1 protein-coding gene (only partly in view) is annotated in these 25,699 nt (G+C 53.2%); it reads left to right on the plus strand.

The genetic code is table 11. From position 1 onward, the window contains the following. Nucleotides 1–25,678: the 3' portion of a non-ribosomal peptide synthase/polyketide synthase gene (locus ACWGXJ_RS11600; RefSeq protein ID WP_452566775.1), read on the plus strand. It extends 16,721 nt beyond the left edge of the window; the window shows 25,678 of its 42,399 coding nt (coding positions 16,722–42,399); the start codon falls outside the window, past its left edge; the stop codon is at nucleotides 25,676–25,678. Nucleotides 25,679–25,699: the final 21 nt, after the last annotated feature.

Consider the following 25,699-nt stretch of genomic DNA (forward strand, 5'->3'; position numbering starts at 1 on the left):
ATATTTGGGCCGGATCGACCATCAAGTGAAAATCCGGGGGTACCGGATTGAGCTGGGCGAGGTCGAATCGCAGCTGCTCCAAGTGGAATCGGTACGAGAAGCGGTCGTCGTGGCTCGTGCAGACGAAACGGGCCAAAAACAAATGGTGGCGTACTATGTCGCCGGGCAAGAAATGGGTGCCAGCGAGCTGAGAAGTGAACTAGGCCGAGAACTGCCAAGCTACATGGTGCCATCGTACTTTGTACAGCTGGAGCAGATGCCACTGAGTCCTAATGGCAAAATTGACCGCAAGGCCCTACCAGCACCGGAAGGCAGCCTACAAACCGGAACGGATTATGCAGAGCCGCGTACTGCTCAAGAACGCGCTCTAGTAGCGGTCTGGCAGTCGGTACTGGGACTGCAGACTGTCGGTATTTTGGACAATTTCTTCGATCTGGGCGGCGATTCGATCAAGGCGATCCAAATCGCATCCCGTGCGTTCCAGGCTGGCTATAAGCTGGACATGAAGGATTTGTTCCAGTATCCAACGGTTGCAGCACTGGCACCGCATATGCATGAGGTCAGTCGTATGGCAGATCAAGGAGAAGTAAGTGGGGAAACCGCTTTGCTTCCGATCCAGCATTGGTTTTTTGCGCAGGAGCGCGAACGTCCGCAGCACTTTAATCAGGCGGTCATGCTCTATCGTGCCGAGGGCTTTAATGAGATAGCGGTTCGTCAGGTGATGGATCACATCGTGAAGCATCATGATGCGCTTCGTACGGTTTTCCATCAGGATTCCTCTGGTTATATGGCTTGGACACGCGGTGTAGATGAAGGCGCGTTGTATACGCTGGAAACGATGGATTACCGTAAACAGGAAACCTATGCGGAAGCGCTGGAAGCGAAGGCAAATGAAATTCAAAGCAGCATCCACCTGTCCGAAGGGCCTCTGGTCAAGCTGGGATTGTTCCGCACAGCCGAGGGCGATCATTTGCTCATAGCCATTCACCATTTGGTGGTGGACGGGGTATCGTGGCGAATTCTGTTTGAAGATTTCTCGACAGGTTACGAGCAGTCGATCAAGGGCGAGCCTGTACGATTGCCCTTTAAAACGGATTCCTTCCAAACATGGGCACAGGAGTTGTCGTCTTACGCCAACCGTCCAGAGGCTGCATCGGATGAAGCCTACTGGCAGCAGCTGGAACAGGCCAAAGCGAAAGCGGCACCGCTGCCTAAGGATTTCGCCTACGAGGGTTCCTTGAATGCAGACAGCGAAGTGCTGACGGTGGAGTGGACCGAGGCTGAAACGGAGCAACTGCTAAAGCAGGCCCATCGCGCTTATAACACCGAGGTCAATGATTTGCTATTGACCGCGTTAGGATTGGCGATGCACAACTGGACAGGCGCCGGACAGGTGCTGGTGAATCTGGAGGGACATGGCCGGGAAGCAATCCTGCCAGAGGTGGATATTACACGTACAGTAGGCTGGTTTACGAGCTTGTATCCGGTGCTGCTGGACACAGATGTCAACCTGACGCTGGCCCAGCGGATTAAAGAAACGAAGGAAGGTCTGCGCCGCATTCCACATAAAGGGCTGACCTATGGCACATGGCGCTACTTATCTCCTGCGTCTGCATCAGGTGAAGCGCAGGCGATTGGAGCAGAACCGGAAATCAGCTTTAACTACTTGGGACAGGTCGATCAGGATGTGCAAAACAGTGGAGTCACATGGTCATCCTATAGCGCAGGGGAGACAGAGGATGCCCATTCACCGCTGCAATATACGCTGGATTTGAACGCGATGATCTCGGAAGGCACGCTGCGCTTGACGATCGCTTACAGCCGTAAGCAGTATCGCCAAGAAACGCTGGAACGTGTGGCGAGCCTGCTGCAATCCGCTTTGCAAGAGGTGATTACGCACTGTGTCGCTCAGGAACAGCCAGAGCTGACGCCGAGTGATGTGTCCTTCAAAGGTCTGACGACTAGAGAACTGGAACAAATTGCGGAACAGGCGGCACATACCGGTGAGCTGGAAAATGTATACGCGCTGACGCCGATGCAAAAGGGCATGCTCTTTTACAATCTGATGGATTCGCAATCGGGAGCATATTTTGAACAGGCCTCCTTTGATCTGCGAGGACATTTTAATATCGCTGCATTTGCGGCAAGTTTGGATGTATTGGTGCAGCGGCATACGGTACTGCGCACGAACTTTTACAGTGGCTGGAAAGATGAACCGCTGCAGGTTGTGTACCGGAATAAGCGCAGCGAACTGTATGTAGAGGATTTGCGGGATATGGAGCAAGAGCGGCAAAACGAGTACATCCTCGAATATACGTGTAAAGACAAGCAAAGAGGCTTTGATCTGGCGCAAGATGCTTTGATGCGTGTGGCTGTTTTGCGCACAGGTGAGGATGCGTACCGTTTTGTATGGAGTTTCCATCATATCGTGATGGACGGCTGGTGCTTGTCGCTGGTGACAGGCGAAGTGTTTGCGAGTTATTTTGCGATACTGGCTCATAAGCAGCCTGAACTGGCCCCTGTAACGCCGTACAGTCAATATATCGAATGGCTGGAACAGCAGGATCGTCAGGCTGCATCAGGTTACTGGAGCAAGGTTCTGGAAGGATATGAGGAACAGTCCCGCCTGCCGCAGGCTAAAATTCAAGGCAAAACGGAATATCAGGCGGAGCGTCTGGATTTTGACTTGGGCGCGGATCTAACGGCTGGCATTCAGCGCGTAGCCAAGCGTTATCAGGTAACGATCAATACGTTGATGCAGACCGTTTGGGGCCTGTTGCTGCAAAAATATAATGGTACAGATGATGTGGTGTTTGGCAGCGTGGTATCTGGACGTCCGGCAGACATTCCGAATGTGGAGCACATCATTGGTCTGTTTATCAATACCATTCCTGTACGCATCCGCAGTCAAGTGGACAGCTTATTCTCAGACGTGATGAAGCAAACCCAAGAGCAATCCATTGCTTCCCATACCTATGATACGTACCCGTTGTATGAAATTCAGGGGCTATCGGAGCTTAAGCAGGATTTGATCAATCATATTCTTATTTTTGAGAACTATCCGGTAGAGGAACAATTGGAGCAATTAGGCAACAGTGATGAGTCCAGCTTCAGCATCACCGGAGCCGAGTCTGTCGAGCAGACCAACTATGACTTTAACCTGGTGGTACTGCCGGGGAACACCATCCATATGAGCTTTGGGTATAATGCGCTGGCCTTTGAACGGGAAAGTATAGAGCAAATTCGAGGTCATCTGGTGCAACTGCTGGAGCAGGTGGTAGCGAAGCCAGACATTCGGGTGCATGAGCTGGATATGGTAACCGCGCAGGAGCGTGAGCAAATCGTTGAGGCTTGGGGAAATACAGCGGTAGCATATCCAAACGAGCAAACGATTCACGGCTTGTTCGAGGCGCAAACCGCGCGGACGCCGGAGCAGACAGCATTGTTCTTCGAAGGAGAGCAATTAACCTATCGCGAGCTGAATGCACGCGCCAATCGTTTGGCTCGTACCTTGCGTAGTCAAGGCGTGACGAAAGATCGTCTGGTGGGTCTGATGACTGAGCGTTCGGTGGACATGATCGTAGGTATCTTCGGGATTTTAAAAGCCGGGGGTGCATATGTCCCCATCGATCCGACCTATCCAGAGGAGCGTATCCGCTACATGCTGGACGACTCGGGTGCGAAGCTGCTGTTGACGCAAAGCCATCTGGTGGACAAAGCAGCTATCGACGGTCACGTGCTGGTGTTGGATGGGGAGCAAACGGTGTACCACGAGGATGGTTCCAATCTGGAGCCGTGGTCCGGTCCGAACGATCTAGCCTATGTGATTTATACGTCAGGGACCACAGGGCAGCCGAAGGGCGTGATGCTGGAGCATCACGGGCTGTGCAATCTGAAAACATATTTTGATCAGACGCTCAAGATCCGTACGTCGGATCATGCGTTGCTGTTCGCCAGCTATTCGTTTGATGCGGCTTGCTGGGAAATCTTCCAGGCACTGTTCTGTGGAGCCACACTGTATGTACCAACGTCAGAGACGATTTTGAACTACGAGCGGTTTGAGCAATATATGGCGAATCACCAAATCACGGTAGCAGCTTTGCCGCCGACCTATGCGGTCTATCTGGAGCCAGAACGGATGCCAAACCTGCGTATTTTGTTTACGGCGGGTTCAGCATCTTCAACCGAGCTGGTGTACAAGTGGAAGGATCAGGTGGCGTACTACAACGGCTACGGTCCAACCGAAAATTCAGTGGCGACGTCCATCTGGCCGGTATCCGAGGATGAGAGAGCTGGACAACTGATTTCCATCGGACGCCCTGTGCCGAACCATCGGGTATACATGATGGATGTGCATGGACATTTGGCTCCGGTAGGCGTCGCGGGTGAGCTGTGCGTGTCCGGTCCGGGTCTGGCTCGGGGTTATCTAGATCGTCCAGAGCTGACGGCTGAGAAATTTGTATCGAACCCGTTTGCGGCTGGGGAAGCAGGCTACGAACGGATGTACCGTACGGGTGACTTGGCGAGATGGATGCCGGACGGCAACATCGAATATTTGGGCCGGATCGACCATCAGGTGAAAATCCGGGGCTACCGGATCGAGCTGGGTGAGGTCGAGGCACAAATTTTGAAAGTGGAGGATGTACAAGAGGTCATCGTACTGGCTCAGGCGGACGAGCAGGGACAAAACCAACTGGCGGCGTACTATGTCGCTGAACGGGAAGTAAGCGCTGGTGAGCTGCGCAGCTTACTGGGCGAGGAGCTTCCAAACTACATGGTGCCTTCGTATTTCATCCAGCTGGAGCAGATGCCGCTGACACCGAACGGTAAAATCGACCGCAAGGCCCTGCCGGCACCAGAAGGCAGCCTGCAAAGCGAAGCGGATTATGTAGAGCCGCGCACAGCGCTGGAGCAGACGTTAGTGTCCATTTGGCAGGCTGTATTAGGAGCGAAGAGAGTCGGAATTCTGGATAATTTCTTTGATCTGGGCGGCGATTCGATCAAAGCGATCCAGGTATCCTCTCGTTTGCTGCAAGCGGGCTACAAGCTGGACATGAAGGATTTGTTCCAATATCCTTCCATTTCGCTGCTGAGTGGCCATGTACACAAGGTCAGCCGTACAGCCGATCAGCGGGTGGTTTCAGGGGCAGTTAGATTGACCCCGATTCAGCAATGGTTCTTTGGACAATCCTCAGCAGAGCCACATTATTTCAACCAGTCGGTGATGCTGTATAGAGCACAAGGCTTCGATGAAGTCGCATTGCATCAAACGGTGGCCAAGGTAACGGAGCATCATGATGCGCTACGTATGATCTTCCGTCAGACCGAACAGGGCTATGAAGCGTGGAATCGTGGTTTAAACGAAGGCGAGCTGTATCGTCTGGACGTTGTTGATCTGACGGATGTGCAAAACATTACAGATGTTGCAGCAGCCATTGAAATGAAAGCCAATGCCATCCAAAGTTCCATTCGTCTGGACGAAGGACCGCTGGTGAAGCTGGGACTTTTCCGCTGCATGGATGGGGATCATTTACTGATTGCGATTCACCATTTGGTGGTGGACGGGATTTCGTGGCGAATTGTGTTTGAGGATTTTGCCACGGGATATGAGCAGGCCGTGCGGGGAGAAGCGATTCGCCTGCCTTATAAAACGGACGCTTTCTCTGCTTGGGCAGAGCGGTTGTCTCAATATGCGAATAGTCCGGCGATCGAAAATGAACGCGAATATTGGCAGCGTCTTGCCCAAATAGAAATTGCATCGTTGCCTAAGGATCAAGAAAGAGCGGAAGGGCAGCATTTTCTGATCAGAGACAGTGAGACTGTGACTGTGGCTTGGAGCGAGCAGGAAACACGGATGTTGCTTCAAGAAGTACACCGTGCGTACCACAGCGAGGTCAATGATCTGCTGTTAACCGCACTCGGCACAGCGGTATATAACTGGAGCGGTCAGGAGCGTGTGCTGGTCAATCTGGAGGGACATGGCCGGGAAGCCATTGTTCCAGATATCGACATCACCCGTACCGTGGGCTGGTTTACGAGTCAGTATCCGGTGCTGCTGGATGTGGACGGAAAGGCAGAAGTCGGGCAGCGAATCAAGCGGGTGAAGGAAGACCTGCGCCATGTACCGCATAAGGGCATTGGCTACGGCATTTTGAAATATATGTCTCAGCATGATGCCCATCCTTCCTGGACCTTGCAGCCTGAAATTAGCTTTAACTATTTGGGACAATTTGATCAGGACTTGGAAAATGGGGATATCACGCTGTCTTCACATCCAGGTGGAGAGCCGATGAGTGACCATACCGTTCTGGAGCATCCGCTGAATGTGAACGGAATGATTACAGCGGGCGCGCTGACACTGGACATTCGCTATGACAGTAAGGTATATCATCAGCAAAATGTAGAAAAATTTGCGCAGTTGCTGCAGGAAAGCTTGCAGGAAGTGATCGCTCATTGTGCCTCCAAAGAGCGGAGTGAGCTAACACCAAGTGATGTATTGTTCAAAGGCTTGACGCTTAGGCAGCTGGAACAATTGACAGAGCAAACAGCTTCTGTGGGCGAGCTGGAAAATGTGTATGCTCTTTCGCCTATGCAGAAGGGGATGCTGTTCCATAATCTAATGGAGCCGCAGTCAGGCGCCTACTTCCAGCAAGCGTCGTTTGATCAAAAAGGCAGCTTTGATGTTGAAATTTTCCGCAAGAGTCTGGATGTACTGACACAGCGTCATGAAGCGCTGCGAACGAATTTCCATATGTTTGAGACAGGACACAGTCAGGAGCCATTGCAGATCGTATTCCGTCACAAAGATAGCGACCTTTCCTTCCAGGATATACGGGAAATGCAGGAAGCGGAGCAACAGGCGTATATCCAGGCGTTTAAGCTAGAGGACCAAGCTAGGGGCTTTAATCTCGGTACGGATGCACTCATGCGCGTACAGGTATTGCAAACAGATGAAGAAACGTATCATTTGGTATGGAGCTTCCATCACATTGTCATGGACGGCTGGTGCTTATCGCTCGTTACAGGCGAAGTGTTTGGTACGTACTTTGCGCTGCTGGAGCAGAAGCAGCCGGAGCTTGCTCCTATCACACCATATGGCCAATATATCGAATGGCTGGGGCGTCAGGATGAGCGTGCAGCAAAAGAATATTGGAGCAGCTATTTGGCCGGCTTTGAACAGCAGACGTTGTTGCCGGGTGCAGATGCTTTATGGAAGGAGCCAACGCCGGACAGCAAGGAAAAAGAAAAGGAACATGTTCCATCCACTATTGCCAGTGAGACTAGCGAATATATTTCTGGAAAAATGACGGTAGATCTGGATCCAACGTGGAGCGAAGCCATACACCGGATTGCGAAGCAGCAGCAGGTCACGATTAATACGCTGATGCAGAGCGTATGGGGCCTTATTTTGCAGAAATATAACAATAATGAGGATGTTATTTTCGGTAGTGTCGTATCTGGACGTCCGACGGATATTGCTGGCGTAGAGCATATGATCGGTTTGTTCATTAATACGATCCCGGTTCGGATTCAAAGTGAACGGAATGCCACTTTTGTGGAAGTGATGCGGAAAACGCAGGAACAGGCACTGGCCTCGGGAGCCTATGACAGCTTCCCGCTATATGAGATTCAGGCGCTGACGGAGCAGAAGCAGAACCTGATTAACCACATTATGGTATTCGAGAATTATCCGGTAGAGGAGCAAGTTGAGCAGTTGGGTGAAGTTCGTCCGTCCGCTTTTGAAATTACGAATGTAGAGGTTGTTGAGCAAACGAATTATGATCTGGACTTGATTGTGATGCCCGATGAAACCTTCCGCATCATGTTCAGATACAATGCCAATGTATACGAGCGGTCTACGATAGAGCGGATGCAGGGACATGTACTGCATGTCATCGAGCAAATCGTGAATAATCCGTATATCCGTGTGAATGAGCTGGAATTGGTAACACCGGAAGAACAGGCACAGATCGTTCAGGTCTGGGGGGATACGGCGGCAGCCTATCCGCAGGATCAAACGCTAAGTGCGCTGTTCGAGCAGCAGGTAGCGGAAACACCAGATCAAGTGGCCGTGCTGTGCGGAGCGGAATCGTTAACCTACGCGGAGTTGAATGAGAGAGCGAACCGTTTGGCCCGGACGCTGCGTGCGGAAGGTGTTCAGCCGGATCAGCCGGTAGGCATTCTGGTCCAACGCTCGCTGGACATGATCGTAGGTATCTATGCGATCCTCAAAGCAGGCGGAGCCTACGTGCCCATCGATCCAGAATATCCGGCGGATCGCATCCGCTTTATGCTGGAGGACTCGGGAGCGAAGCTGGTGCTGACGCAATCGCATTTGGCTGAGCAAGCCTCACGGAGTTTTGACGGCCAGGTGTTGGTGCTGGATCGTCATGAGCAGGATGGCCAAGACATTTACCACAAAGACGGTTCGAATCTGGAGCCACTGGCGGGACCGCACCATGTAGCCTATGTCATCTACACCTCCGGCTCCACGGGAAAACCGAAGGGCGTGATGGTGGAGCACCATTCCGTGCTGAACCGGATTTTGTGGATGCATGATCGTTACGGCTTGAGTGTGGAAGATACGATCCTGCAAAAGACCGCCTTCACCTTCGACGTGTCAGTGTGGGAGCTGTTCTGGTGGTCGCTGGTCGGCTCGAAGGTGAGTCTGCTGTCGGTAGGCGGGGAAAAGAACCCGGAAGACATTGTCGACACGATTGCCCGCGATGACGTGAGCACAATGCACTTTGTACCTGCCATGCTGCATGCGTTCCTGGAGTATGTGGAGCAGCAGCCACGAGAAGTGATGCAAGCGAAACTAGGCACGCTGCGCCATGTCTTTGCCAGTGGCGAAGCGTTGCCGCCACAGCATGTGGCCCGGTTCCAACGGCTGGTGTCGAGCCTGTCCGGAGCGAAACTGGTCAACCTGTATGGTCCAACCGAAGCGACGGTGGACGTATCGTACTTCGATTGCGAGCCGGATGAGGAATATGGAGTTATTCCGATCGGGAAACCGATTCAGAATATTCGTCTGTACATCGTGAAGGAAGGCACGGAGCAATTGCAGCCGATTGGGGTTGCAGGAGAACTGTGCATCGGCGGTATAGGTGTAGCCCGCGGTTACCTGAACCGTCCAGAGCTGACGGCCGAGAAATTCGTAGCCGACCCGTTTGCTGGCGGGGAAGCAGGCTATGAACGGATGTACCGCACAGGCGATTTGGCGAGATGGATGCCGGACGGCAACATTGAATATCTAGGCCGGATCGACCATCAAGTCAAAATCCGCGGGTACCGGATTGAGCTGGGCGAGATCGAATCGCAGCTGCTCCAAGTGGAATCGGTACGCGAAGCCGTAGTCACAGCTCGTGCGGATGAAACAGGACAAAAACAAATGGTGGCGTACTATGTCGCCGGGCAAGAAATGGGTGCCAGCGAGCTGAGAAGTGAGCTGGGCCGGGAGCTGCCAAGCTACATGGTGCCGTCGTACTTTGTACAGCTGGAGCAGATGCCGCTGAGTCCGAACGGCAAAATTGACCGCAAGGCCCTGCCAGCACCGGAAGGCAGCCTGCAAACCGGAGCGGATTATGTCGCACCGCGGACATGGGTGGAAGTGAAGCTGGCTCACATTTGGCAGGATGTGCTGGGTCTCACGCAGGTCGGCGTGAAGGAAAACTTCTTCGAGATTGGCGGACATTCGCTGCGGGCGACGACACTGGCCTCGAAGATTCACAAGGAGCTGAACAAGCCGCTTCCACTGCGCAGTATTTTTGAAGCACCAACGATTGAGCAACTAGCAGTCGTACTGGAAGGTCTCGATCAAGTAACCTATGCGTCCATTCCGGTAACGGAAGAACGCAGCTTCTACCCGTTATCTTCGGCGCAAAAACGACTGTATGTACTGCATCAGTTTGATCCAAGTGATGTGAATTACAACATGCCGTCGGTACTGCAAGTGAGTGGTCCGCTGGATGTGAAACGAGTAGAAGACGTGTTCCGTCAACTGATCGCCCGCCATGCAACCTTGCGTACCCTCTTTGAACTGGTGGACAATGAGCCGATGCAATGGGTTGAGGACACCGTGCCGTTCGAGGTGGAATATACGAAGGTACAAGCAGAGCGTGCAACTACGGATACAAACACGACGGTCAGCCAGGAAGCACAAGAACGGGTACGACAGTTTGTGCGTCCGTTCGATCTGAAAGCTGCACCGCTGCTGCGGGTAGGCTTGGTGGATCTGGGTGCACAAGGAGCGGAGCAGGAATCCCAGCAACTGCTCATGCTCGATATGCACCATATCGTTTCGGATGGTGTGTCGATGGAGGTACTGACCGATGAATTTGTCCGCTTGTATGGCGGTGAAGAGCTACCGGCATTGCGGATTCAGTACAAAGATTATGCGGTATGGCAGCAAAGCGAAGCCCATCAGGAGTGGATGCAGCGTCAGGAAGCGTACTGGCTGGGTACCTTCCGGGGCGGCGTGCCTGTGCTGGATCTGGCAACCGACTTTGCCCGTCCGGCGGTACAGAGTACGGCAGGGGATACGATCGAATTCGGACTGGAGCGTGAAGTTAGCGAACGCCTGAAAGAACTGGCTTCGCAAACAGGTTCAACCTTGTATATGGTGCTGCTGGCGGCGTACACCACGCTCTTGCATAAATACACAGGCCAAGAAGATATCGTAGTCGGCACGCCGAGTGCTGGAAGACCGCATGCGGAACTGGAGAGTCTGGTAGGTGTCTTCATCAACACGCTGGCAATCCGCAATTATCCGTCTGGTGACCAATCGTTTCTGGATTATCTGCAAGAGGTGAAGGAGCATGCGCTCAGTGCTTATGAGCATCAGGACTATCCTTTTGAAGAGTTGGTTGAAAAGCTGAATTTGACGCGGGATACGAGCCGAAATGCGCTGTTTGACACGATGTTTGAGTTGAAAACATTGGAGCAGCAGGAGTTGCAGCTGGAAGGTCTGACCTTACATTCGTATCCACTGGAAAATCATACGGCCAAATTTGATCTGAGCTTGGATGCAATAGAGCAGCCAGAAGGCATTCTGTGCCGTCTGGAATACAGCACGGCGCTGTACAAGCCTGAGACCATCGCGCGATTGGCGCAGCATTTTACCGAACTCATACGTGCAATTACACTGCATCCACAACAGCCACTGGCAGCTTTGGATATGGTACCTGCCGAGGAAAAAGCACAAATCATTCATGGATTTGGAGATGTGGGGGTATCGGATGTTGCTGCTGAAGCAGGAGCCTTCTTCCATACCTTTGTGGAAGAACAGGCGCAGCTTGTACCGGATCATGTGGCGGTGGTGTACGAGGAGCAGCAGCTTACGTACCGGAAACTGAACGAGCGTGCGAACCAATTGGCGCGGAGATTACGAAATGAAGGCGTTGGACGTGAGTCGATGGTTGGCATCTTGAGTGAACGCTCGGTGGATATGCTGGTCGGTGTATTGGCGGTGTGGAAGGCTGGAGGCGCCTATGTGCCGCTGGATGCAGACTATCCGTCAGAACGTATTCGTTTCATGCTAGAGGACAGTGGTGCGAGGGTACTGTTGACCCAAACGGGCTTGCAGGAGCGTGCACTGGGTTGGCTGAATGAAAGCCAATGGGCTCTGGGCGAAGGAAAGAATGAGAGTGAGCTGGAGACGGCGGTTAGCGCTGAAACGATGGAAAGAGACCGCCTTAGTGAAGGCGTAAGCTTGAAATCAGATTCGAAGTCTGACAGCGAAGCAGCATCCGAACCGGCAACAGTGCTGCGTCTGCATACCGTGCTGGTGTTGGACGATGAGTCGCTGTACATCGGAGACACCACCGATATCGAGCCGATTAACGAACCGCAGGATCTGGCGTATGTGATCTACACGTCCGGGACAACAGGACGTCCGAAAGGGGTCATGATCGAACATCACAGCTTGGTGAATACGGCTGCGGCGTATCGCCGAGATTACCGTCTGAGCGAGTTCCCGGTACGACTGCTGCAACTGGCGAGCTTCTCCTTCGACGTCTTCGTCGGGGATATCGCGCGGACGCTCTATAACGGCGGCACGATGGTTATTTGTCCGAAAGACGACCGGATTGATTTTAGCCGTTTGTATGGCTGGATTCGCGATTGCCAGATTACGGTGTTCGAATCGACCCCGGCCCTGATCGTACCGTTTATGCAGCATGTGCATGAACAGGGGTTAGACATGAGCAGTCTGGAACTGCTGATCACCAGCTCGGATAGCTGCAGTGTGACGGATTACCGGGTGCTGCAAGAACGGTTTGGCGCAGATATCCGCATTATGAACAGTTACGGCGTCACGGAAGCGGCGATTGACTCCAGCTTCTATGACGAAGAGCTGTCGAAGCTGCCAAGCAGCGGCAATGTGCCGATTGGCCAGGCGTGGCTGAACGCACGCTTCTACATCGTGGACAGCCAGCTGAATCCGGTGCCGATTGGTGTACTGGGTGAACTGTGCATTGGCGGAGCCGGGGTGGCACGAGGCTACCTGAACCGTGCAGACCTGACGGCCGAGAAATTCGTAGCGAATCCATATGTACCGGGTGAACGATTGTACCGCACAGGCGATTTGGCGCGGTGGATGCCAGATGGCAATGTGGACTTTATCGGCCGGATGGATGATCAGGTCAAAATCCGGGGCTTCCGGATTGAACTGGGCGAGGTGGAAGCACAGCTGCTGACCGTGGACGGCATTCAGAAAGCCATCGTCACCGCCTGGGAAAACGAAGACGGAGACAAGGATTTGTGTGCGTATGTCGTAGCCTCTGAAACGCTGAATTTGCCCGAGCTGCGCAACCTGCTGCAGCCCAAGCTGCCGGGTTATATGATCCCGACATATGTCGTACAACTGGATCATTTCCCGCTGACACCAAACGGCAAAATTGACCGCAAAGCGTTGCCTACGCCGGAAGCGCGCCTCGAAGGAGGCACGGCGTATGTTGCGCCGCGGACATTGCTGGAAGAGCAACTGGTACGTATTTGGCAAAGCGTTTTGAATCACCCGCGGATAGGCATCCAGGATAACTTCTTTGAAGTCGGAGGACATTCTCTGCGCGCGACAACACTGATGGCGAAAATCCATCAGGAGCTGAATTACAAGCTGGCGCTGCGAGATATTTTCCAATATCCGACGATTGAGCAACTGGTGCAGGTGATGGGAGAAGTTCAGACACAGCAAACGTATGTATCCATCCCTGTTGCGGAGGAACGTGCATATTATCCGGTTTCCTCGGCGCAAAAACGGATGTACGTGCTGAGTCACCTGGAAGGCGGAGAGGTTAGCTACAATATGCCAGGCGCTTTGATCATTGAAGGTTCCTTGGATAAAACGCGACTGGAGCAAGCCTTCCGCCAGCTGATTGCCCGTCATGAAGCCCTGCGAACTAGATTCGACATGGTGGATGGCGAGGTGATTCAACGGATTGAATCGGGCGTCGCATTCAATGTGGAGCATGTGCAGGCAAGCGAAGAAGAGACCCAGCAGTACGCACAGGACTTTGTACGTGCATTTGATCTCGCACAAGCACCGTTGCTGCGGGTTCAGTTGGTGGAAACCGGACCGGAGCGTCACGTTATGCTCTATGACATGCACCATATTATTTCGGATGGCGTCACTGAAGGAATTATCGTGCAGGAGTTCTCTCAATTGTATGAAGGCAAGGAACTGCCGCCCCTGCGCATCCAGTATAAGGACTATGCGGTTTGGCAGCATGCCGATATGCAAAGTGAACGTCTTCGTGAGCAGGAAAGCTACTGGCTGAACACGATGGCTGGTGACATTCCAGCACTGGATATGCCAACGGATTTTGCAAGACCAGCCGTACAGCGTCTGGAAGGAGCGCGATTGGAATTTGCGATCAGCTTGGAGGACAGCGAGCAGTTGAAACAGCTGGCCGCGCAAACCGGCTCCACCTTATACATGGTGTTGCTAGCAGCGTATAGCACGCTCTTGCATAAATATTCGGGGCAGGAGGATATTATCGTCGGTACGCCGATTGCCGGAAGACCGCATGCGGAACTGGAGGGCTTGGTAGGCGTATTCCTCAACACGCTGGCGATCCGCAATTATCCGTCTGGCGACAAAACGTTCCTGGATTACTTGCAAGAGGTCAAAGAGCATGCGCTCAGTGCTTACGAACATCAGGAATATCCTTTTGAAGAACTGGTTGAAAAGCTGAATTTAACGCGGGATACGAGCCGGAATGCGCTGTTTGACACGATGTTTGAGTTAAAAACATTTGAGCAACAGGAATTCGAGCTGGAGGGTCTGATCTTTAAAACGTATCCGACGGACAATCATACGGCCAAATTTGATCTGACCTTGGATGCAGTGGAGCAGCCGGAAGGCATTCTGTGCAGTCTGGAATACAGCACGGCGCTGTACAAGCCTGAGACCATCGCGCGATTGGCACAGCATTTTACCGAACTCGTACGTGCAATTACCCTGCATCCGCAGCAGCCACTGGCAGCTTTGGATATGGTAACCGTCGAGGAGAAGGCACAAATCATCTACGGTTTTGGAGATGTGGGAGTATCGGATGTTGCTGCGGTTGAAGCAGGAGCCTTGTTCCATACCTATGTGGAAGAACAGGCGCAGCTTGTACCAGATCACGTGGCGGTGGTGTACGAGGAACAACAACTGACGTACCGCACACTGAACGAGCGTGCGAACCAATTGGCCCGTAGACTGCGAAATGAAGGCATTGGACGCGAGTCGATGGTCGGCATTTTGAGTGAACGTTCGGTAGACATGCTGGTCGGCGTATTGGCGGTGTGGAAAGCTGGAGGCGCGTATGTGCCCCTAGATGCAGACTATCCGTCCGAACGTATTCGTTTCATGCTGGAGGATAGCGGTGTGACGGTACTGTTGACGCAAACGGACTTGCAGGAGCGTGCACAAGTCTGGCTGGAGGAAAGCCGACAGGCCTTGGCCGGAGGGCAGACTGAGGGCGAGTTGGAAACAGCGGCTGGCGCTGAGACGATGGAATCAAGTACTCTCCATGGAACCCTGAATGGAACAGCAGATTCGCCACCTGACAGCGAAGCAACATCCGAACCGGCAACGGGGATGCGTCTGCATACCGTACTGGCGGTGGACGATGAGTCGTTGTACACCGGGGATACCACAGACGTCAATCACATCAACGAACCGCAGGATCTGGCGTATGTGATTTACACCTCCGGTACAACGGGACGTCCGAAGGGCGTCATGATTGAGCATCGCAGTTTGGTAAACACAGCCGCGGCCTATCGCCGGGATTACCGTCTGAACCAGTTCCCGGTACGGTTGCTGCAACTGGCGAGCTTCTCCTTCGACGTGTTCGTCGGGGATATTGCGCGAACGCTTTATAACGGTGGCACGATGGTTATCTGTCCGAAAGATGATCGCATCGACCCAAGCCGTCTATATGGCTGGATTCGCGACTATCAGATTACGGTGTTCGAATCGACCCCGGCCCTGATCGTACCGTTTATGCAGCATGTGTATGAACAGGGACTGGACATGAGCAGTCTGGAACTGCTGATCACCAGCTCGGATAGCTGCAGTGTGACAGACTACCGGGTGCTGCAAGAACGGTTTGGCGCGGATATCCGCATTATGAACAGCTATGGTGTCACGGAAGCGGCGATTGACTCCAGCTTCTACGACGAAGAATTGTCGAAGCTGCCAAGCAGCGGCAATGTGCCGATTGGCCAGGCGTGGCTGAACGCCCGCTTCTACATTGTGGACAGCCAGCTAAATCCGGTGCCGATCGGCGTACTGGGCGAGCTGTGCATTGGCGGTGCCGGGGTAGCACGAGGCTACCTGAATCGTGCGGACCTGACCGCCGAGAAATTCGTGGCCAATCCGTTCGTGCCAGGTGAACGACTGTACCGCACAGGTGACTTGGCGCGGTGGATGCCGGACGGCAATGTAGACTTTATCGGGCGGATGGATTATCAAGTGAAAATCCGCGGCTACCGGATCGAGCTGGGCGAGATTGAAACGGCGATCCAGCGGGTGCCGGGCGTGCGTCAAGCGGTAGTCATCGACCGGACGGATGAGCGTGGACACAAGTATTTGTGCGGATACATCACGGGAGAAGCCAAGCTGCGGATCGAGGAGGTACAGGCCGAACTGGAAGCCGGGCTGCCAGCGCACATGGTGCCTGCACGTTTGATGCGACTGGAGACGATCCCCCTGACCAGCAACGGAAAAATCGACCGCAAGGCCTTGCCGGAACCGGAAGGAAGCATCCATACGGGTGCAGCTTATGTGGCACCGCGTACCACGGTGGAGCAAGTACTGGCTGCGATATGGGCCGGAGTACTCGGCGTGGAAGCGGTAGGCACGCAGGATAACTTCTTCGAGCTGGGTGGCGATTCGATCAAAGCCTTGCAAGTATCCTCCCGATTGCTGCAAGCAGGTTATCGACTGGAGATGAAAGACCTGTTCAGTCATCCAACCGTGTCTGCCTTGGCACTGAAAGTCCAATCGGTGACCCGATTGGCGGATCAGAGCGAAGTGGTGGGCGCTGTGAAGCTGACACCCGTTCAACAATGGTTCTTTGAGCAGAACCTGACGGATGCTCATCATCATAACCAGTCCATTATGCTGCATAGCAAGGACGGTTTTGATGAACCGGCATTGCGCACGGCGATGGATCAAATCGTTAGCCATCACGATGCACTGCGTATCATTTTCCGTCCTACAGAGCACGGTTATGAAGCTTGGAACCGCGCGGTTGGGGAGGGCGAGCTGTATACGCTGGATCGGGCCGACTTCAGAAATGAGTCTGAGGTATCTGCGGCGATCGAGGCCAAAGTGAATGAAATTCAGGCGGGTATTCATTTAAGCGAAGGACCGCTGGTGAAGCTGGGGCTGTTCCATTGCCCCGATGGAGATCATTTGCTGATAGCGATTCATCACTTAGTAGTGGATACCGTATCTTGGCGCATTTTGTTCGAGGATATTACGACCGCTTATGAGCAGGCATTGAACGGACAAGCAGCTCGTCTTCCGCACAAAACGGATTCGTTCCGCACCTGGGCGGATGGGCAGTCTCAATATGCGAACAGTCCGGCCATGGCAGCAGAACTCGCATTCTGGCAGGAAATGGAACAAGGCGTATATCAGCCGATTCCAAAAGACGAGTCCCCTACTCATTCCTTAAATAGGGACAGCGAGAACATTACAGTTACGTGGACAGCTCAGGAAACGGAGCAACTGTTAAAACAAGCGCATCGTGCCTACAACACGGAGATGAATGATGTGCTGCTTACCGCATTGGGGCTGACGATTCATCGCTGGGCGGGCCTGGAACGAGTGCTCGTGAGCCTGGAAGGTCATGGACGGGAGTCCATTCTGCCAGAACTGGATATTACGCGCACCGTGGGTTGGTTTACGACCCAATTCCCGGTTGTGCTGGATACGAACGTGGGGCAAGACCTTTCACAGCGCATCAAACATGTGAAAGAAGGGCTACGCCGCATTCCGCAAAAGGGCATTGGCTACGGTATGTTGAGATACCTGTCCACAGCACGTGAGCAAGAGCGTTTTGTAACCGAACCTGAAATCAGCTTTAACTATTTGGGACAATTTGACCAAGATATGCAAAATCAATCCATTGGCGTATCTCCTTACGCTAGCGGTGCAGAGCTTAGCGCCCATGCAGCCAGATCGCACACGCTGGATATGAACGGACTGATTTCGGAAGGCGAACTGCAATTGACGATCAGCTACAGCAAGCAGGAATATCGTCGTGAAACGATGGAGCAGTTAGCCGAACAGTTCAGAACCAGCTTGCAGGAAATCATTGCGCATTGCACAGGCCGCAAACAGCAAGAGCTGACGCCAAGCGATGTCATGCTGAAACATGTAACCATGGCCGAGCTGGATCAGTTGGTAGAACGGACTCGTGACATGGGGGAACTGGAAAATGTCTATGCGTTGACGCCGATGCAAAAAGGCATGTTGTTCCATAGTCTGATGGATGCAGCGTCAGGTGCTTATTTTGAACAAACGACCTTTGATTTGCATGGACGCTTCCAAGCGGATATTTTCCAAGATAGCTTGAATCATTTGGCGCAGCGGCATGAGATATTTAGAGCTAATTTCATCAGCGGTTGGCAGGATGAGCCTGTGCAGGTCATTTTCCGCCGCAAGGATGTTGGTTTTAGATGTGAAGATTTGCGTCATCTGAATGAGCAGGAGCGTGACGCGTATGTGAAGGAATTTATTCGCAAAGACAAGGCAGCCGGATTCGATTTGTCCCGGGATGCGTTGATGCGCGTGGCGATTTTACGAACAGGTGACGAGGATTATTATTTTGTGTGGAGCTCTCATCACATCTTGATGGATGGCTGGTGTGTGGCGTTAGTCACGGATGAGGTGTTTGAGGCTTATTTTGCAGCGGTGGAGCATAGACAGCCGAAGCTTGCCCCCGTGACTCCATACAGTCAGTATATTGAGTGGCTTGAAGCACAGGATGTAGAAGCAGCAGCTGCCTACTGGAAGGATTATTTGCTCGGCTATGATCAGCAAACTTCGATTCCGACCGGAAAAGTAGGCGTGAAAGCGGACGGTGCACAATTTGAGCATATCCTGTGCGATCTGGGCAAGGATTTGACCGGACGTATGGAAATGGTGGCTAAGCAGCACCACGTGACCCCGAATACATTGCTGCAAACAGCCTGGGGATTGCTGCTCCAAAAGTACAACGGTAGTGACGACGCTGTTTTTGGCGGTGTAGTGTCTGGTCGTCCGGCTGATATTCCGGGGATCGAAAATATGGTGGGCTTGTTCATTAACACCATTCCAATACGTATCCGCAGTGGGGCTGAGGATACCTTTGCTGACATGATCAGAACGAATCAGCAGCAGGCGCTGACTTCTCAAGATTATGAAACGTATCCGCTATATGAAATTCAAGCCTTGAGCGAGCAAAAGCAAGATCTGATCAACCACATTATCGTGTTTGAAAACTATCCGGTGGAGGAGCAGGTCGAGCAACTTGGCGAAGGTGCAGAGTCGGATTTTGAAATTCGCAATGCCGGCATGATTGAACAAACCAACTATGATTTCAATCTGGTTGTCATGCCGCAGGAAGCGATGAAAATCCGATTTGAATACAATGCGAAGTTATATGATCGGGAAGCCGTTGAACGGACTCAGGGCCATCTGGTACAGCTGTTGGAGCAGGTGGTGGCGAAGCCGGACATTCGAGTGTATGAGCTGGATATGGTAAGTGAGCAGGAGCGTAAGCAGATCGTTGAGGTCTGGGGCAATACAGCGGCAGTCTATCCAAGTAAGCAAACGATTCACGGCTTGTTCGAAATGCAAACTGCGCAGACGCCGGAGCAGACAGCATTGTTCTTTGAAGGAGAAGCGCTGACCTATCGTGAACTGAATGCACGCGCCAATCGATTAGCTCGTACCTTGCGTAGTCAAGGCGTGACGAAGGATCGTCTGGTGGGTCTGATGACCGAGCGTTCGGTGGACATGATCGTGGGTATCTTCGGGATTTTAAAAGCTGGAGGTGCATATGTCCCCATCGATCCGACGTATCCAGAGGAGCGTATCCGCTACATGCTGGACGACTCGGGTGCGAAGCTGCTGTTGACGCAAAGCCATCTGGTAGACAAAGCCGCTATCGACGGTCATGTGCTGGTGCTGGATGGGGAGCAAACGGTGTACCACGAGGATGGTTCCAATCTGGAGCCGTGGTCCGGTCCGAACGATCTAGCCTATGTGATTTATACGTCAGGGACCACGGGGCAGCCGAAGGGCGTGATGCTGGAGCATCACGGGCTGTGCAATCTGAAAACGTATTTTGATCAGACACTCAAGATCCGTACGTCGGATCATGCGTTGCTGTTCGCCAGCTATTCGTTTGATGCGGCTTGCTGGGAAATCTTCCAGGCGCTGTTCTGTGGAGCCACGTTATATGTGCCAACGACAGAAACGATTTTGAACTACGAGCGGTTTGAGCAATATATGGCGAATCACCAAATCACGGTAGCAGCTTTGCCGCCGACCTATGCGGTCTATCTGGAGCCAGAACGGATGCCAAACCTGCGTATTTTGTTTACGGCGGGTTCAGCATCTTCAACCGAGCTGGTGTACAAGTGGAAGGATCAGGTGGCGTACTACAACGGCTACGGTCCAACCGAAAACTCGGTGGCGACGTCCATCTGGCCGGTATCCGAGGATGAGAGAGCCGGACAACTCATTTCCATCGGACGCCCTATGCCGAATCATCGGGTGTACATGGTTGATGTGCATGGACATTTGGCTCCGGTAGGCGTAGCGGGTGAGCTGTGCGTGTCCGGTCCGGGTCTGGCCCGGGGTTATCTGGATCGCCCAGAGCTGACGGCTGAGAAATTTGTACCGAACCCGTTTGCGGCTGGCGAAGCCGGCTATGAACGAATGTACCGTACGGGTGACTTGGCGAGATGGATGCCAGACGGCAACATCGAATATTTGGGCCGGATCGACCATCAGGTGAAAATCCGGGGCTATCGGATCGAGCTGGGCGAGGTCGAGGCACAAATTTTGAAGGTGGAGGACGTACAAGAGGTCATCGTACTGGCACAAGCGGACGAACAGGGGCAAAACCAACTGGTGGCGTACTATGTTGCTGAACGGGAAGTGAGCGCTGGTGAGCTGCGCAGCTTACTGGGCGAGGAGCTTCCAAACTACATGGTGCCTTCGTATTTGGTGCAGCTGGAGCAGATGCCGTTGACACCGAATGGTAAAATCGACCGCAAGGCACTGCCAACACCGGAAGGTAACCTGCAAAGCGGAGCCGATTATGTAGCACCGCGGACATGGGTGGAAGTGAAGCTGGCGCAAATTTGGCAGGATGTGCTGGGTCTGGCGCAGGTCGGTGTGAAGGAAAACTTCTTCGAGATTGGCGGACACTCGCTGCGGGCGACGACGCTGGCCTCGAAGATTCACAAGGAGCTGAACAAGCCGCTTCCACTACGCAGTATTTTTGAAGCGCCAACGATTGAACAACTGGCAGCGGTCATGGAAGGTTTGGATCAAGTGGCGTATGCGTCCATTCCGGTGACGGAAGAACGCAGCTTCTACCCGCTTTCCTCGGCGCAAAAACGACTGTTTGTGCTGCATCAGTTCGACCCGAATGATGTGAACTACAACATGCCGTCAGTGCTGCAAGTGAGTGGTCCGTTGGACGTGAAGCGAGTGGAGGACGTGTTCCGTCAACTGATCGCCCGCCATGCAACGTTGCGTACCTGCTTTGAGCTGGTGGACAGTGAGCCGGTGCAATGGATTAAGGACACCGTGCCGTTTGAGGTGGAGTATACGAAGGTACAGGTAGAGGGTGCGACTGCGGATACGATGGTCAGCCAGGAAGCACAAGAACGGGTGCAGCAGTTTGTACGTCCGTTCGATCTGCAAGCCGCTCCGCTGCTGCGGGTAGGCTTGGTAGATTTGGGTGTACAAGGAACCGAGCAGGAACCGCAGCATTTGCTCATGCTCGATATGCACCATATCGTCTCGGATGGTGTGTCCATGGGAGTACTGACCGATGAATTTGTCCGCTTATACGACGGTGAAGAGCTTTCGCCATTGCGAATACAGTACAAGGATTATGCGGTATGGCAGCAAAGCAAAGCCCATCAAGAGTGGATGCAACGTCAGGAAGCGTACTGGCTCGACACCTTCCGGGGTGAACTGCCTGTGCTGGATCTACCGACAGACTTTGCCCGTCCGTCGGTACGAAGTACGGCAGGCGATACGGTGGTGTTCGGGCTGGAACGTGAAGTCAGCGAACGTCTGAAAGAACTGGCGGCGCACACAGGCTCGACGTTGTATATGGTGCTGCTGGCAGCGTACACCGCGCTCTTACGCCAATACAGCGGGCAAGAGGACATCGTAGTCGGCACACCGATTGCAGGACGACCGCATGCAGATTTGGAACCGATCCTCGGGATGTTCGTCGGTACGTTGGCATTGCGAAACTATCCGACAGCGGAACATACCTTCCGCAGCTACGTGGAAGAAGTGAAAGTTTGTGCTCTGCAAGCCTATGAACATCAGGACTACCCATTTGAGGAACTGGTGGAAAAGCTAAATGTGAAGCGGGATATGAGCCGCCATCCGCTGTTCGATACGATGTTTACCCTGCAAACCACCGAGGAAGGCGAACTGCAACTGGCAGATCTGAGCTTCCGTCCATACGGTTTGGAACAAACGCCAGCGAAGTTTGATTTGACGCTGGAAGCCAGAGAGGAAGAGGCAGGTATCCAGTTCGGATTACAGTATGCAACTGCGTTGTACGAGCGCGAAACGGTAGAACGGATGACGCGTCACTTTGTTCGCTTGGCCGAAGCCGTGGCGGCGAACCCGGATGCGAAGCTGGGTGAGCTGGAACTGATTACGGCGGAAGAAACCGTGCAGATTCTGGAGGTATTTAATGACCCGAACGCACATAGTGTGCATTGTGCTGAACACAGACAGGTGCAAGGCCGTTCGCTCAGCGAACGCTTTGAAGAGCAAGCGAAGTGCAACCCTGAGCGGATAGCAGTTGTGTCTGGGGCCACCGCGCTGACCTACACTGAGCTGAATGAGCGTGCGAACCAATTGGCTCGTGTGTTACGAGTGGAAGGGGTCGAAGCAGATCAACCGGTTGGCGTATTGCTGGAACGTTCTGCGGATATTCTGGTGAGCATTCTGGGGGTACTTAAGGCCGGAGGCGCGTATGTGCCGATGGATACGATGTATCCACAGGAGCGCATCGACTACATGCTCCAAGACAGTGGGGCCAAGGTCGTGATTACAAGTAGAGTTGCCAACCTGTCGCTCAGCTTGCCATCCACAGTTCGAGCTGTAGTCTTGGATGACGAGGACGTTCAAGCTCAACTGGGAGCACAGGATGCGAGCAATTTAATCCCTGTCGCCCGCCCGCATAACCTGGCCTATATGATTTACACGTCAGGTACCACCGGCCAGCCGAAAGGGGTCATGATCGAGCAGGGCAGTGTTAGCAATCTGGTAGATGCTTTATTGGAGCGAGTATACAGCCGTTATGAACAGCCGCTTCATGTCGCATGGCTGTCGGCATTTGTATTTGACGCTTCAGTGAAGCAAATCTTTGCCAGCTTGCTGTTAGGCCACACCCTGCACGTGGTGTCCCGTGACGTCAGTCTGAGCGGAGAGCATTTGATCGCCTACTACCGCACGCACCGGATTGATCTGTCGGACGGCACACCTGCGCATCTGCATATTTTGAACGAAAGCGTCAATGTGACGGAAGCGCCGGAAGTGAAGCATTACCTGATCGGTGGCGAAGCATTATCCGTGCAGCTGGTAAATGTGTTCCTGCACAAGTGGTCCGGGTATCGTCCGGTGATTACCAACGTGTACGGTCCGACCGAAACCACGGTAGATGCGACTGCTTATACGATTGAAGATGTAGAGTCCCTGAACGCACTGCTGGAAAAAGGGGAGCATACGGTATCCATCGGAACGCCGATAGCGAACCAGTCTGTGTACATCTTGAACAGCCAGCAACAGCTGGTGCCGATCGGTATCGCAGGTGAGCTTTATATCGGGGGTGCAGGTGTCGGACGAGGATACCTGAACCTGCCGGAGCTGACGGCAGAGAAGTTCGTCCCAAATCCGTTCGCTGATGCGGCAGCAGCCGATCAAGCGGACAGCACTCACGCAAACCGGATGTACCGGACGGGCGACCTAGCACGGTGGTTGCCAGATGGCAGCATTGAGTATTTGGGCCGGATCGACCACCAGGTGAAAATCCGGGGTTACCGGATCGAGCTGGGCGAGGTGGAAGCACAGCTGCTGACCGTGGATGGCATTCAGAAAGCCGTGGTCACAGCATGGGAAAACGAAGACGGACACAAGGACCTGTGTGCCTACATCATAGCTTCAGAGTCCCTGAGTTTGCCGGAGCTGCGCAATGCGCTGCAGCCGAAGCTGCCGGATTACATGATCCCGACGTATGTGGTACAACTGGATCATTTCCCGCTGACACCGAACGGGAAAATCGACCGCAAGGCGTTGCCGGCACCGGAAGCACGTCTCGAAGGAGGCCTGGAGTACGTTGCACCGCGGACGCCGCTGGAAGCCAAGCTAGCCCAAATCTGGCAGGATGTCTTGAAACTGTCCAGCGTAGGAGTCACCGACTCATTCTTTGACGTGGGTGGGCACTCCCTGCGGGCAACGACGCTGGTGGCCAAAATCCATCAGGAACTGGACAGTCGGATTACGCTGCGTGAGGTGTTCCAACACTTTACGATTGAGCAGCAAGCCCAGCTCATCGCAACGCACGGGACAGACACCTATACGGTGATTCCTGCGGCGGCGCAACAGGCGTACTACCCGGTTTCCTCGGCTCAAAAACGAATGTACATTTTGAGTCATCTGGAAGGTGGGGATCTCAGCTACAATATGCCGGGTGTATTAACCGTGGAGGGACCGCTTCAAGCCGATCGGCTGGAAGATGCGTTCCGTCAGTTAATAGCCCGCCATGAAACGCTGCGGACTTCCTTTGAAATGGTGGAAGGCGAGGTCGTTCAGCGGGTTTACGATCAAGTGGAGTTTGCATTAGAGCACTTGCAGGCCAGGGAGTCCGAAGCCGGAGCCTATATCGAGTCCTTTGTACGCAGCTTTGATCTTCGCCAGGCACCACTGCTGCGTGTCCGTCTCATTCAAACTGAACCAGAGCGCCACCTCCTGATGTACGACATGCACCATATTATTTCAGACGGTGTATCGTCTAACAATATCGTGCAGGAGCTGGTACAACTGTACGAGGGACAGGAATTAAAGCCGCTGCAAATTCAGTACAAGGACTATGCAATATGGCAGCAGCAGGAGATGCAACGTGAATCATACCAACGCCGGGAACACTTCTGGCTGGAGCATTTAGCCGGAGAATTGCCGGTACTGGATTTGCCAATTGCTTATCCTAGACCTGCTGTTCGCAGCTTCGAAGGTGCGCTGTATGAATTTACAGTGGACGCGAATGTATCCGAGCAACTGCACCGAATTGCGGCACAGACCGGAAGCACGCTGTACATGGTGCTATTAAGCGCCTACACCGTTCTGCTGTCCAAATACAGCGGTCAGGACGATTTGATCATCGGTACACCGGTAGCAGGCCGCTTGTTGCCTGAACTGGAGCCACTGATCGGAATGTTCGTGAATACGCTAGCCATCCGGCATCAGCCGAAGGGCAACCAAACGTTCCACAACTACTTGCTAGAAGCCAGAGATCGTACGCTGCAAGCCTTCGAGCATCAGGATTATCCACTGGAAGAGTTGGTGGAAAAGCTGGATGTAGCACGGGATGCAAGCCGTAACCCATTATTTGACACTATGTTTGTACTGGAAAATACGGAGTCACAGGAAGCGAAGCTAGAAACGCTGTCCTTCAGTCCGTATGTTCAGGAGCACAGCATCTCCAAATTCGATTTGACCTTGTCTATGAGTGATGAAGACGGGGAAATCAAGGGTTCCTTTGAATATTGCACGAAGCTGTTTGGAGCCGACGCTATTGAGAGATTAACCAGAGATTTGATAGCGATCCTATCCCAGGTTGGGATCAATCCAGATTTGCTATTAAGCGATATTCAGGTGAACTCGGACGAGCAACCGGAAGGCTTCTCGCCGGATTCCATCGACTTTGTTTTCTAAATCCGTTTTCTAAATGCAATG

The organism is Paenibacillus sp. S33, from assembly GCF_053615415.1.